At 70.1% G+C, this 13,108-nt stretch carries 9 protein-coding genes; 4 read left to right on the top strand and 5 right to left on the bottom strand.

The window, feature by feature from the left end; translation table 11 throughout:
• Window positions 1–42 precede the first annotated feature (42 nt).
• Complete coding sequence (locus ACQPYS_RS28260; RefSeq protein WP_433493149.1) at window positions 43–1,233, top strand: polysaccharide biosynthesis protein; 1,191 nt, start codon at window positions 43–45, stop codon at window positions 1,231–1,233.
• Here the strand turns inward: ACQPYS_RS28260 and ACQPYS_RS28255 are convergent.
• The 4 genes from ACQPYS_RS28255 to ACQPYS_RS28240 all read right to left on the bottom strand — a co-directional run bounded on the left by ACQPYS_RS28255 (window position 1,190) and on the right by ACQPYS_RS28240 (window position 7,494).
• The gene (locus tag ACQPYS_RS28255) at window positions 1,190–5,467 is read right to left on the bottom strand and encodes an alpha-(1->3)-arabinofuranosyltransferase (RefSeq protein WP_433491283.1); all 4,278 of its coding nucleotides are present in this window, start codon (window positions 5,465–5,467) and stop codon (window positions 1,190–1,192) included. The two genes, ACQPYS_RS28260 and ACQPYS_RS28255, sit on opposite strands and share 44 nt — an antisense overlap.
• A 68-nt stretch (window positions 5,468–5,535) precedes the next feature.
• Entirely contained in the window at window positions 5,536–5,706 is a 171-nt protein-coding gene (locus tag ACQPYS_RS28250; protein ID WP_084481682.1) for a DUF2613 domain-containing protein, read from the bottom strand.
• Between the two features lie 144 nt (window positions 5,707–5,850).
• The gene (locus tag ACQPYS_RS28245) at window positions 5,851–6,951 is read right to left on the bottom strand and encodes an isochorismate synthase (RefSeq protein ID WP_063040899.1); all 1,101 of its coding nucleotides are present in this window, start codon (window positions 6,949–6,951) and stop codon (window positions 5,851–5,853) included.
• A gap of 30 nt (window positions 6,952–6,981) precedes the next feature.
• Window positions 6,982–7,494 carry a universal stress protein gene (locus tag ACQPYS_RS28240; RefSeq protein WP_063040897.1) on the bottom strand — a complete coding sequence of 171 codons (513 nt, stop codon included), beginning with the start codon at window positions 7,492–7,494 and terminating at the stop codon, window positions 6,982–6,984.
• 106 nt (window positions 7,495–7,600) lie between these two features.
• Between ACQPYS_RS28240 and ACQPYS_RS28235 the strand changes: the two genes are divergently transcribed.
• Window positions 7,601–8,779, top strand: coding sequence for a glycoside hydrolase family 3 N-terminal domain-containing protein (locus tag ACQPYS_RS28235; RefSeq protein ID WP_433491282.1), 1,179 nt, complete (start codon window positions 7,601–7,603; stop codon window positions 8,777–8,779).
• Between the two features lie 161 nt (window positions 8,780–8,940).
• A complete protein-coding gene (locus ACQPYS_RS28230) occupies window positions 8,941–9,573 on the top strand; it encodes a TetR/AcrR family transcriptional regulator (protein ID WP_431939300.1) in 633 nt (210 codons plus the stop codon).
• Window positions 9,574–9,630: 57 nt separating this feature from the next.
• Here ACQPYS_RS28230 and ACQPYS_RS28225 read toward each other — a convergent pair whose 3' ends face one another.
• Window positions 9,631–10,716, bottom strand: a complete 1,086-nt coding sequence (locus ACQPYS_RS28225) for an acyltransferase family protein (protein ID WP_433493148.1) — start codon at window positions 10,714–10,716, stop codon at window positions 9,631–9,633.
• A gap of 352 nt (window positions 10,717–11,068) precedes the next feature.
• Between ACQPYS_RS28225 and ACQPYS_RS28220 the strand changes: the two genes are divergently transcribed.
• Window positions 11,069–12,241, top strand: a complete 1,173-nt coding sequence (locus ACQPYS_RS28220; protein WP_063040891.1) for a DUF3068 domain-containing protein — start codon at window positions 11,069–11,071, stop codon at window positions 12,239–12,241.
• Window positions 12,242–13,108: the final 867 nt, after the last annotated feature.

The following is a 13,108-nucleotide window of genomic DNA, read 5'->3' as shown; positions in this document are numbered from 1 at the left end:
CTCCCCGCCGTGGCGGACATGACCCTGGTGACCGCGGGGGCGATGATCGCGAATATCGCGAGCTATCTGCTGCAGCTGCTGGCCGGGCGCTGGCTCGGCGTGGCCGGGTACAGCGAGTTCGCCAGCCTGCTGGCCGTGCAGCTGCTGTGCGCGGTACCGGCGCTGGCCCTGCAGAACGTGGTGGCCCGCGAACTCGTGCACGGTGCCGATATCGCCGCGCTGCGGGCGCTGCGCCGGCGGTGCGCGCTGCTGGTGGCCGTGGCCGTCGTGGTGCTGGTACCGGTGGTGAGTGCGCTGCTCGAGGTCGGTATCGCGGCCTCGGCGGCGGCTCTGGGATCGGCGCCCGCGCTGGTGGTGCTGGCCGGCGACCAGGGTGTGTTGCAGGGGTCGCGCCGGTTCCGTGGGCTGGCGGTGGTGCTCGGTGTCACCGGTATCGCCAAGGTACTCCCGGCGCTGGTGGTGCTCGCCTGCGGCGGTGGCGCGACCCCGGCCCTGTGGGCGGCGGCCGGCGGTATCACCGCCGCCGCGGGTTACGCCCGCGTGGTGGCGGGCAGCGGCCGGCCGGTGGTTGCGGCGGGTGAAACCGTGGACGGTCCCGCCCCGGTTCCGGTCGCCGGTGTCGCGGGTGGATTCGACGGGGTGTTCGCGGTGCTGCAGGCCGCGCAGGTGCAGGCGGCCCTGATGGCGCTGTCCTCCGCGGATCTCATCGTGGTCCGCATCGTGCTGGACGAACCCGATGCCAGCCGCTACGCGCTGGGCACGATCGCTACCAAGGTCGCGTTCTGGTTACCGCAGGCGGTGGGGGTGGTGCTGTATCCACGGATGGCGCAGCCGGCCTCGTCCCGGTCGGCCGTGCGATCGGCGCTGGCAGTTCTCGCCGGTATCGGGGTGGTCGCCGTGCTGGGCGCGGCGCTGGCGGCCCCGCTGGCACCGGTTTTCGCGGGCCGGGATTACGCGCCGATCGAGGGTCTGCTGTGGTTGTTCGCGCTGCACGGGGCGATTCTCGCGGTACTCCAGGGAGCGCTGCTGTCGGCCATCGCGGTGCAGCGGACGGCGCTGGCGGGGATCGCGTGGGCGGGCCTGGTTCTCGAGGTGGTGCTCGTGCTCACCCTGGCGAACAGTGTCACCGGACTGATCGTCACGGTCGCGTCCGTGGCTACCGTGACCACGACTCTCGTCGCGGTACTGGTCATCCGGACGGCGGCGGGTCGCCGGGTTCCGGCGCCCGCCTGATCCGGGGCAGCGCCGCCAGCCCGACCGCGATCACCGCGACCAGGGCCGGGAACTGGACCCACAGCGAATCTCCCATATAACCGCCGGGCATCCGCCACGGTCCGGTGGACAGTGCGGCGGCCGAGATCACCGTGCCCGCTCCGGCGACCGCGGCGAGGGCGCGGCGCGGCAGCCGCGGTACGAATCGGACGGCCGCCAGGCCGGCGACGGTGAGAACGGTGCCCGTCACCCCGGCGATCAGGGTCGCGGCGGCGATCAGGGCGAGGGCGGCGGGTATCCGCGGTGACCACACGCCCGGGGCCGCCGCCGCCTCGGTGCGGGGGCCGCGCGGCACGGCGAGGGCGATGAGCGGGATCAGGAGCAGGAGGCCGAGGAGCAGCGCGAGCCGGTACCAGCTGTCGATCGGGAAGGAGACGGTCACCGGGCCGGTGGTATCGGCGGGCAGCACCCAGCCCTGCTGCCAGCCGTCGACCACGACCGGCCGCAGTTCGCGGCCGTCGGCGGTATGGGCCGACCAGCCGGTATTGGTACTCAGCGGCAGGGTCAGCAGGCGGGTGCCGGTGCTCGGGGCGGGAGCTGCGGGCCGGGTGTCCACCAGGCGCAGCCGGTCGACGAAGAACAGTTCCGTCGGCGCGACCAGTACGTCGACCTCTCCGGCGGGCAGCGAGACCGGTTGTACGACACCGGGTGCGGTGGCCGGGAAGGCCCCCGCGTCCTGCGGCGCGTCGGGGCACACCTGAGCGGGCACCGGGTCACCGGCACGCAGTTCGCCCACGGTGGCCGTGACGCTGGTGTGGACGAGGCGGCCACCGACCGCGATGGTCGGGCCGGCGTCACACCCGACGGTCACCGGCCGGTCCGCCGGGGCGGGCGGCGGATACTGCGGACCCAGCACACCGATTTCGGCGAGGCCGGGCGGCTGGGGCTGGCTGTAGCCGAGCGCCGTCCGGTCCAATACCGCTTCCCAGCTGCGGATGCTCAACTCGATCCGGTCGGTGACCGTGGGATGCAGGTCGATCCGGGAGACCTTGTCGGGTTCCTCGATCCCCCGGACCTGCGGGCCGTTGCCCAGGTTCACCGTGACCGAGGTGGGCGCGGCGGGCAGGCCGCCCAGCGAAGGCGTCAGTTCCAGGCCGGTCACCAGGGTGGGCTCCGGAAGTTCGATGGTCAGCGCGGGTTTGGGCCCCAGGGTGTCGCGGACCGTGTCCTCCGGCGCGGTCCAGCTGGTGCGGGGATCGCCGTCGGTGGCGGCGAACGCGGAACCACGCAGATCACCGACATCGGAGGCGCCGCGCGCCACGGGGCGTGCCGGATCGGTCAGTAATGCCTCCAGCCCGGGACCCTGCCGCGGGCGGACCATGAGTCGTGGTTCGACGGTGGCGGGTGCCGGCACGGAGAGCGTCCGGCCGAACGGGCCCAGCTCTTCGGGCGCCAGCGCCAGGCCCTTACCGCAGCGGACGCGATCGGGACTGTCGAAACATGCGCCGCGCCCGGGGAATTCCTGTCCCAGATCCCATTCGGTGACCGTGGCACCCGGAGGCGGCGGTGGCAGGACGGTCCGGTGCCGGATCTCGACCGGGACGCCGGCGTCGCGCACGGTGTAGTCCTCCAGCCCCAGTTCGCTGATCCCGAACTGGCCACCGGTGGTACCGCGTTCGGTGCGGATGGCGGTGATCTTCACCCATTCGGTGGAACCCACCGGCAGCGCGACCGAAACGGGTTCGCCCGCTTCGCTGATCCGGGCCGAGACACTGCCGTTGTTGGTGCGCACCTCCACCCATTTCACCGGATCGCCGATCGCGGCGGGGGTGGTGGTGAACCGCAGCAGACCTGAGGTGAACGGTTTGTCGAGATCGAGCCGGATCCATTGGCCCAGGGCGTATTCGCCCGCATTGCTGATCCAAGCTGTCGCCGGATCGCCGTCCACGGCGGCGGCGGTCGAGTTGCCGGGGGCGACGCCGCCGATCTGTGTCGCGTCGGCCGCCGAACTCGACGCGGTGATAGTGGCCCCGGTCCAGCCGCCCTGCACCGGTTCGGCGCCCGGCACGGCGTAGTCGGGGACCAGGTTGTGGGTGCGGCGCGCGTCGCCGGGGGCGCGCAGCGCGGAGTTGTGATTGTCGACCTTGCCGAAATCGGTTTCCCGGTTCATCGGGGTATCGGTCACCGTCACCGGGCCCACCGGTAGACCCGCGGCCGCGGCATCGGCGGCCAGCAGGGTGGGTTCGTGTGAGGTCGCGGGGTCGCGATGCAGTCTTTCCAGTACCTCCGGCCCGCCCTGGACCACCGGTACCGAATCGAGCGGCACGGTGTACGCGCCGGGGAAGCGCTCGGGTGCCCCGGTCCCGCCGCGTACCTCGGCGGGGGTGCCGGGGGCGGGGGTGTCGACCCGGTAGATCTCCACCGCGGGATAGTCGGGCCGCAGATCCGCGTCGGCCACGAAATCGTCCCGGCCGGAGTCGTTCTGCACCGGTTTCCCGAATTCGGCCACCTTGTGCAGTCCCGGTGAACCCTCCACCGCACTGTGCGCCAGCAGCGGGCGGGTGGAGCGGGAGGTGTCCGGATCGAGATCGTTGCGCAGGACCAGTACCCCGATGCCCTGCCCGCGCAGTGTGGCTGCCAGCCCGTCGGAGGGCCGGCCGTCGGCGATCAGCCGCTGTACCGAATCCATCGCCCGGATGGTGCCGGGCGGATTCAACGGGACGGCGTCCCGTACCGCCCATGGGGTCTGCGCCAGTGCCTGGAGGGGTTCGTCCCGGGTCAGGCCCCACACCTGGCTGCCGAAGGGGGCGCCGGGGACCACCAGTGCCCGGGTATCGGCGGCATTGTCCCGCAACCAGTCCGCGGTCTGCTGCCAGTAGGCGGGAACCGCGTCGTAGGCGCCGCGGGGCGCGAGTTTCCCGGTCCAGGCCAGGGAACTGGACAGCGCGAGTGCCGCGAGTACCAGCATGGCGACCGCGACCCGGCGATCGCGGTGCGGATTGGCGAACGACGCCCGCCACACCTCCGGCCGGACCGAGGCCGGGAGTGGGATCCGGGCCAGCAGTTGGGCGATGCCCAGCACCAGCGGCAGCCGGATGAGCGGTTCGAGTTTGTGCACATTGCGCAGCGGTGCGCCGCCGGAGTCGAGGAAGATTCGGATCGGTTCGGCGAACGGTCCGCCCAGCTGCCCCACATAACCCGCGCAGATACCGGTCAGCCCGACGCACAGAATCAGCACCAGCCGCCCGCGGGACGGCATGGACCGCAGCGCCAGCCCGGCCATTCCGGCCGCGGCGATCAGCCCGGTGGCCAGCACCGCGGCGGGCTGGGTGACCAGCACCGCGCCCGCGATCCGTTCCGGGGAGACGAACGGCGTCCAGCTGTCGGTGCCGCGCAGGACCTCACCCAGTGACGCCCACTGGGTGGTGACCCCGGAGGATTCGATGTAGTCGAGGAACGGCGGGCTCACCCGGCCCAGCAGCAGCAGCGGTACCGCCCACCAGGCCACCGCGAGGACGAGTAGTGGTACCCACCTCGCGGTGAACCGCCACCAGACGCGGTCGGGGCGGAAACTCGCCCACCACAGCAGCGCGGGTAGGAAGGCGGCCACGGTGGCGACCGCGTTCACCGCTCCCATCAGCGCCAGCGCCATCGCGCTGCCCGCCGGGGACCGCGCCCCGCCGCGCCGATGCCTGCGATAGGCGGTGCCCAGCGCGGCGGGCGCGAGCAGGACCCACGGCGCCAGCATCATGGGCAGGGTTTCCGAGGAGATCGAGCCGACGGTGGTCAGCACCCGCGGCGACAGTGCGTAGGCGGCGGCCGCGATGACGCGGGAGCCGCGGCTGCCGATCCCGAGGGTTTCGCAGAGTTTGACCACACCCCAGAAACCCGCGAGCAGCAGCAGAGCCCACCAGATCCGCTGAGTGACCCAGGCGGGCAGATGCAGTACATCACCGAGCGCGAAGAACGCGCCGTGCGGGAAGAAGTAACCGTAGGCCTGGTTCTGGACCTGGCCCATCGGCGCCTGGCTGCTCCACAGATGGGCGGCACGGGCGAGGAAACCGAGCGGATTCTCGGCGAGATCGTATTTGGTGTCGGCGGCGGTGAGGGCCGGCGCCTGCAGAAAGGTCAGCAGGAAAGCGGCGAACGCGGTGCCGAGCAACCAGCGGCGGCCCAGTTCGCCGGTGGGCTCCGAGTCAGGGATGAATCGGGTGGCCGCGTCGGCAGATTCGACGGGATCGGACTGGACGGGCACCGTGGGTCAGGCGTTTGCCGTCCCCGCCGACAGGCTCCGGCGGGGACGGGACGAGATCGGGCCGGGTCTCAGCGCTTGCCGTATTCGACGTTGTTCAGCAGCGAGCTGTCCGCGTTACCGCTGCGGTCGACTTCCGGCCGGCTGTTCTGCTGCAGCGCGGCGGTGATGGCGAAGACCGCGATCGCGCCCAGCAGGGCGCCGCCGACTGCACTCGCAACACCGGGGACAGCAAACTTCATCGCAGCACTCCAAACTCCGAAGCAGGCAGATATCTGGGCCAACCTAGCAGGACCGGCCGGGTCCGGGTAGGACCGTCCAGCGTTTCACCCTAACGGTTGCCTCCGGCCGCCCCTATCGCGGTCCGCGCCGACGCGATCCCCGACTCATTCGTCGTCGGGTGGTACGGCGCAATCGAGGGCGCCCAGTAGGGTGCGCAGTTTGGCAGTGGTTTCGGCCAGTTCGGCGGTGGGTTCGGAGGCCGCGACGATCCCGCCGCCGGCGTAGGCGCGCAACTCGTGGCCGCCCGCGGCCAGTTCCGCGCTGCGGATGGCGACCACCCAGGTCCCGTCGCCGTCGGCGGTGCACCAGCCGACCGCGCCGCCGTAGAACCCGCGGTCCTCCTCATGGGTGGTGAGGTATTCGAGCGCGTCGGCGGTCGGGGTACCGCAGACCGCCGGGGTCGGGTGCAGCAGCAGCGCCAGTTCGAGCGCGCTGGGCGCCGGCGCCCGCAGCACGCCGTGGATCGGCGTCCCCAGATGCCACACATCGTGGGTGGCGACCAGTTGCGGCCGCGCGGGCACCGATAGACCGATACAGACCGGGGACAGCCGTTCGGTGATCCAGTCGACCACGAACGCGTGTTCGGCGTGGTTCTTGGCGCTCGCCCGCAACCGGTCGGCCTGCGCGGAATCGGCCACCCGGTGCGGGAACCGGGGCAGTGTGCCGGCCAGCGGATACAGTTCGACGGCCGTGTCGCGGCGATGGATCAGCAGCTCCGGGCTCGCGCCGACCAGCGTCGCGCCGGTACGCCCGGCGGGGGTGAGATCGACCGCGAAGACATTCGCCCGTGGGTTCCGGGCCAGCAGATACGCGGCGAGCACCTCGGGTTCCAGTGCGGCCGCCGCGGTGGCGCGCACGGAGCGGGCCGCCACCACTTTGCGCAGGCGAGGAGCGGGTTCGTTCAGCAGTTCCACCAAGCGCGCGACTCGCGCACGGTGTTCGGCCGGGCTCGGCGTCTGCTCCACCACCTGTACCCGCGGCAGCTCCGGGAGCGCGGACGGGCGCCACGGCCCCGCGGTGTGCAGCAATTCGCCGGGTTCGATCAGCGCGGCCGGGTGGCGTGGATCGAACGGTAGCGCCCCGGCGATCGCCGCGGCGGCGCCTTCCCGCAGGGCGGCCGCGGCCTGCCACGGATCGCGGTGCACCGTGCGGACGCCGGTGCCACGCACCACGCCGTCGGGTCGTGCCAATAGGAACCCGGTCATGAGCCGACCGTAACCACGCGCGCGGCGCCCCTACTGCGCGGCGTGATCGTCGTGCCCGGATTTCCGCGCGCCGGCCGGTTGCACCGGGGGAACCAGGAAAACGGGGCGGTGGCAATGTTTGAGCACGGCGTCGGCCACGCTGCTGTGCACCAGTGCGCGCAGCCCGGTCGCCCCCCGGGTGCCCGCGACGATGATGTCGACATCGAGTTCGTCGGCGACCTCCACGACCGCCTGCCAGGCGCCGGCGGCGTATTCCTGGGTGCGCGCCTCGGCGTTCAGTCCCGCGAGCGCGGCCAGGTGCACGCCTTCGGCATTGATCTCACGGGCGGTGGTATAGGCGATGTCCTCGAGTTCCTCGTCGGGCACCCATTCCGGTTGGACCATCCCGGAGATGCCAGAGATGCGCGCGGCTTGGCGGACCATCGGCTCCCAGGCGGTGAGGACCACCGCGCGGTCGGCGGCGAGGAAACGTCCGGCGTATTCGATCGCGCGTTTGGCGTGTTCGGAACCGTCGTAGGCGATGAGCATCAGATCGCAGGGCATAACGGCGACCTCCCAGGGCGGACTCCTGACCGGTGTTATCAGATTACCTCTGTCCGGATGCCGGTCCGAAGTGTCGCGGGTGCGGCGCGCGGGCTACCGTCGAACGATGCGGAAGATACCGTTGGTCCTGCTCGCGGTGCTCGCCGCGCTCCTCACCGGCTGTTCCGGCTCCGAGGGCGGCCGCTCCGGTCCCGGCACCACCGCGACCCCGGGCGCCGGCACCAGCCCCGAGGCCGCGACCGGTGACGCGGCCGGTCCCACCACGACCGGAGGTGACTGCGCCGCCCGGTACCTGGCGCAGTTCAGCACCCGGGAGAAGCTCGCGCAGCTGCTCACCGTCGGGGTGACCGGCACCGACGACGCGCTCGCCGTGGTGCGCGACCATCAGGTCGGCGGGATCTTCGTCGGCAGCTGGACCGATCAGTCGATGCTCACCGACGGCGGACTCGCGCAGGTGACGGCCGCGGCGAAGGTGCCACTCATGGTGACCACCGACGAAGAGGGCGGCCGGGTGTCGCGCCTCGGGAATCTCATCGGGACCGCGCCCTCGGCCCGGGGCACCGCACAGACCATGACGCCCGACGAGTTCTATACCGCGACCCTGGACCGGGCGCGGGCGATGCAGAACCTGGGGATCACGGTGGATTTCGCCCCCGATATCGATGTGAGCTCCCAGCCCGACGATTCGGTGATCGGTGACCGCTCGTTCTCCGACGACCCGGCCGTGGTCACCGAATACGCCGACGCCTATATCCGGGCCATGCACGAGGTCGGCCTCGGGACGGTGCTCAAGCATTTCCCGGGCCACGGTTCCAGCACCGGCGATTCCCATCTCGGCGCCGTGCAGGTGCCGCCGCTGCCGGAACTGAGCACCAGCGATCTGGTGCCGTTCCGTGAGCTGATCGATACGGGTTCGGCGGTGATGGTCGGTCATCTCGACGTCCCCGGGCTGACTACCCCGGGCGTGCCGGCCAGTATCAGCCCCGAGGTGATGAAGCTGCTGCGCGAGGGTTCGGGGTACGGGGCGGCGCCTTTCGACGGCGTGATCTTCACCGACGACCTCAGCGGTATGGCCGCGATCACCGAACGGCTGTCCATCGAGCAGGCGGTGGAGGCCGCGCTCGTCGCCGGCGCGGACAACGCGCTCTGGATCAGTACCGACGCCGTGGGGCAGGTGCTCGATCAGCTGGAGCAGGCGGTGGCGGCCGGTCGGTTGCCGATGGAGCGGGTGGACGCCTCGGTACTGCGGATGGCCGACTACAAGCGGATCCCCCGCACCTGCTGACGGTCCGGGCCGGGCCACGGGCCCGGCCCCGGGATGACGGGCCGGGGTTTCCGGCCTCCTACCGGAATAACACCGGCGCGCGGGCATCGCGGCCGGTGGTTTCGGTCCTGGGGAACTTACTTTGGAGTAATATAATGAGCTCACTGCGGTAGGAGAACGTGATGGCGGGCGGTACGAAAAGGCTTCCGAGAGCGGTGCGCGAGCAGCAGATGCTCGATGCCGCGGTCGAGGTCTTCTCGCGCAAGGGCTTCCACGAGACCTCCATGGACGCCATCGCCGCCGAAGCCGAGATCTCCAAACCGATGCTGTACCTCTACTACGGCTCCAAGGACGAACTGTTCCGCGCCTGTATCCAGCGGGAGGGGCTGCGCTTCCTCGAATCGGTCGCACCTGCCGGCAACCCGCTGCTCAGCCCGCACGAACAATTGCGCACCGCCCTGGAGGGTTTTCTCGGCTTCGTCGATACCCACCGCAACTCCTGGCAGGTCCTCTACCGTCAGGCGCTCGGCCAGCAGGCCTTCGCCTCGGAGATCGAGAACGCCCGGGAGCGGGTTATCGAGCTGACCGCCAAACTGCTGGAGTCCAGCGCCAAACACGCCGAACCCGGGACCAACTTCGATATCGTCGCGGTCGCGGTGATCGGCGCGGGTGAGGCCATCGCCGATTCCGTCGCCGACGGCCGCATCGATGTGGCCGAAGCCGTGGATCTGCTCGACGCATTGGCCTGGCGCGGTCTGTCCGGCCGCAAACCCGGCGCGCCGGACAGCACGGAAACGGGCGAGTCGCCCGAATAGTGCTGCGGTGCCGGTTGCTGCTGCGACGGCTGCGGATGCGACTGTTGAGCCGCCGGGTCAGGTTTTCGCGGGCCGCGGCCGGTCCCGCCGCCGCGCCCACTGCCGGCACGGCTCCTCCACCAGGGCGTGGCTCGCCGCGGCGATCGGCAGCGTGAACGCCACCGTCAGTACCAGCACCACCCCGAAATTGCCGTTGAACGGCAGGATGCCGAATACCGGGAAGATCACCGACAGCACGGCCAGATGCCAGATGAAGATCCCGTAGGACCAGCGTCCCGCCGTCGCGACCGGCGTCGCGGTCAGCCAGCGATGCGGTTTGTCCGGCGGTCCCAGTACCAGCGGCGCCAGCAGGGCGAACCCGATCACCGCGCCGAGGCCCATCTTCACGGCGTACTGCCAGGGCTCGGCCCGGGTCAGCCCGGCGACTCCGCCCAGGCGGGTCGCCGACGCCACGAACGCCACGGCCGCGATCGCCCACATCAGCCGCTGGTTGCCCAGCAGCCGCAGGTGTGCCCGGCACCGGTCGTCACAGGTCAGCTCGGCCAGCAGCATGCCACCCGCGAACCAGGGGATATAGGCGGGCAGCCAGTTGTCGGCGTGGATGGCATCCGGGGTCGGTACCGGGATGAAGTTCCAGCAGAGGAAGACCAGCCCGAGTAGCAGGACGGCCGGCACCCGTGCTGTGGCCGCGCGGCCTCGCAACCTGTGCAGCAGCCAGGCCAGCAGCGGCAGCGCTATATAGAAGGCCACCTCGACCGACAGACTCCACATCTGGGTGAGCCCGTCGGTCAGTGTGAGCGGTACGAAGACCTGGAGGAGCAGCAGGTTGGAGATCCACACCTGCAGCCCGGCGGTACCGGCGGCGGCCGGGACCAGGATCAGTACCGCGCACACCACGACCCAGTAGGCGGGCACGATCCGCGCCACCCGGTGGCGCAGGTAGTAGCCGAGACCGGGGGCCTCGCCGAGGCCGCGGGCGGTGAGTGCGTGCGGACGCCACAGCAGGAAGCCGGACAGCGCGAAGAACACCGCGACCGCCATATCGAAGCGTTCCAGCAGGCGGCCGAGCGCGGGAATCCCGGTGGCACCCGTCTGGAAGGCCACATGGGTGAGCAGCACACCGAGGGCGGCCAGACCGCGCATACCCTCGAGCGCGGGAAGAAAGCCCCGCTGACGCCCGGCCGGTACCGGCGCCGTCCCCGCCGGCGCCGGGCCATGACCGGCTGCGGCCTGGTGTTCGGCCTGGTCGGCGGGGTGCCAGGGGCCGGTATCGGTGGTCGGAGTGGTCGCCATCGGGTCCCAGTCTGCCGGGCCGTCTGTGCTCGTAGGAAGCCGGTATTTCACAATGCGGGTCAAACTCCCCCCGATTTCGGTCGGATTCCGGCCTCGCCAACCCCTGGGGAACGTCCAGGCTGTTAGTGTCAGGGCTCACGAGTGCCGCGGCGCCCCGCTGTACCCGCGGAACGACCTGTGTTCTACGACGAGGAGAGTTTGCATGGCACTGAGTGCCGGAACCAGAAGGACGGTTGCCTGCGTGCTCGTGGGTCTCGGCGCGCTGCTTATCGTCGCCGCGCTGATGATCCCCACCTACACCGTCAGCAAGATGGCCAAGACTCCTCTCGACCTCGAGATCACCACCGTCGCGGTCAACCAGAAAGACCAGGAGAGCCTGGTCCTGGATTCCTCATCGCTGACGGCCGAGGGGCGCTCGGCCGAGGTCAACAAGAATGTACCGCTGGTCTCGCAGCGGTTCCTCACCGTCGAGGACCCCTCCAACGCCGACGAGATGACCATCCAGGCCGGTAACACCCTGCGCCGGATCGACAAATCCGGCGATACCGGCGTGCTGACCGCCTACGTCGACCGGGTCACCATCGACCGCACGACCGGTGAGCCGGTGGCCACCGATCCCAACGGGTCGATCGCGATCACCACGAACTCCAAGGGTGAGAGCATCGCCGATCCGGTACAGCACACGGGGCTGCAGTACCGGTTCCCGATCGGCACCGAGCAGAAGACCTACCCCTACTTCGACGTGCTCGCCCGGACCACCACCGACATGGTGTTCCAGGAAGAGACCGAGATCAACGGCACCAAGGTCTACCACTTCCGGCAGGAGGTCCCGGTGACCAAGCTGGCCGACGTCTCCAAGGCGCCGACCAACAAACTGGAACTGCCCGCCGCCAAGTGGGGCGTCGAAGGCGGCGAAGAACCGGTCACCATGTACCGCTTCTACGGCAACACCCGCGACGTCTGGGTCGAGCCGGAGACCGGCACCATCGTCAAGGGCGGCGAACAGCTCAATATCTTCTACAGCCGCACCGCCGACAAGGTGGAGGTGCCCGCCCTCAAGGCCAATATGGTCTTCGACACCGACACCGTGGAATCCCAGCTCGCCGTGGCCAAGGACAATATCGACAAGCTGTCGCTGTTCGGCCGCGTCCTGCCGATCGTCTTCGGCATCCTCGGCGTGATCGCGCTGATCGCCGGAATCGTGCTCGGCGTCACCGGCGGCCGCGGCGGTCAGCCGGCCCGCCCCACCGGCCCGGCCCGGCGCCCCACCGGCGGTTCCACGGTCGCAGCGGACGACGCCCCGACCACCACGCTGCCCCGCACGGGTAACGCGGACGCTCCGACGGAGACCATCAAACTCCCGAAGAACCTCTGAGCGTACGAGCACAGCGAAGACGCCCCGGACCGAAAGGTCCGGGGCGCCTTTGTTTGTCGGCTCTTGCGGGTAGTTTCGCGGCCGTATCCTGCAAGTCGGCGACACAACCGAAGACGGTCTCGACCCCGTGATCGAGCAGTTGGGTCCCCGAGCCAAGGAGGCATTGATGACAACCGCCGAACGGCTCCGCGCCGAAGGTGAGGCCATTGGTGAGGCTCGTGGTGAGGCCCGCGCCCGAACCGAAACTCTGATCGACCTCCTCGATGCCAAATTCGGTTCGGTCCCCCGGGCAGCGATCCGGAAGATCGAGACCGGCAGATCCGTATCTGCTGGAACAGGCACCGTCTCGGCAGTCCGGTGCCGGGCGTACCGGGATCGCGAACCACACATCGATCGAAGTCTCGCTGCTCTCCGCACCTGTCACGCCCTTGCCGCCGAACCGAATGGCGCTTCATTATGGATGAGAAAGCAGGGTTCAACACCGGAGATACGCCCACGACTCGGTGCGCCTTCTACCGCTCGTGCGGACTGGCGGCAGTGGTGCAGTCAGAACCACAAAGGATCGTCATCGCGGCCGGGCCTCACGTCGGTGCAGTCACGATGCCCGCCGAGTTGGGTACGGCGGCACGTCGATTACTGTTCGGGCGTGGCCTGACTTCAGGGCCGGTGATCTCGCATCCCCGTTCGGGCCGGTGGACATTTCTGATCACTCCCGACATCCCCTACGAGACCCCGCTTTTCGCCGAGATGTTCCGGCGCAACGTATCGGTGGTACGGAGCGGCGCCATCGTGTTGCCCGTACCGACCCGACGTAGCGCGGCGTTTCGTACCTGGATAGCGCAACCCCGCGTCACCGTGACGCAGCCG

It is taken from the genome of Nocardia grenadensis, from assembly GCF_050942415.1.
GTDB classification, from domain to species: Bacteria; Actinomycetota; Actinomycetes; order Mycobacteriales; family Mycobacteriaceae; genus Nocardia; species Nocardia grenadensis.
Note: the sequence above shows the minus strand (reverse complement) of the source record. Positions and strands in the feature narration are given on the sequence as shown.

Bases quoted from the DNA above. Each gene is read 5' to 3' on its own strand.
- ACQPYS_RS28235 (WP_433491282.1), top strand. From the start codon at position 7,601: ATGCGGAAGATACCGTTGGTCCTGCTCGCGGTGCTCGCCGCGCTCCTC.
- ACQPYS_RS28240 (WP_063040897.1), bottom strand. From the start codon at position 7,494: ATGCCCTGCGATCTGATGCTCATCGCCTACGACGGTTCCGAACACGCC.
- ACQPYS_RS28225 (WP_433493148.1), bottom strand. From the start codon at position 10,716: ATGCGCGGTCTGGCCGCCCTCGGTGTGCTGCTCACCCATGTGGCCTTC.
- ACQPYS_RS28220 (WP_063040891.1), top strand. From the start codon at position 11,069: ATGGCACTGAGTGCCGGAACCAGAAGGACGGTTGCCTGCGTGCTCGTG.
- ACQPYS_RS28245 (WP_063040899.1), bottom strand. From the start codon at position 6,951: ATGACCGGGTTCCTATTGGCACGACCCGACGGCGTGGTGCGTGGCACC.
- ACQPYS_RS28250 (WP_084481682.1), bottom strand. From the start codon at position 5,706: ATGAAGTTTGCTGTCCCCGGTGTTGCGAGTGCAGTCGGCGGCGCCCTG.
- ACQPYS_RS28230 (WP_431939300.1), top strand. From the start codon at position 8,941: ATGGCGGGCGGTACGAAAAGGCTTCCGAGAGCGGTGCGCGAGCAGCAG.
- ACQPYS_RS28260 (WP_433493149.1), top strand. From the start codon at position 43: ATGATCGCGAATATCGCGAGCTATCTGCTGCAGCTGCTGGCCGGGCGC.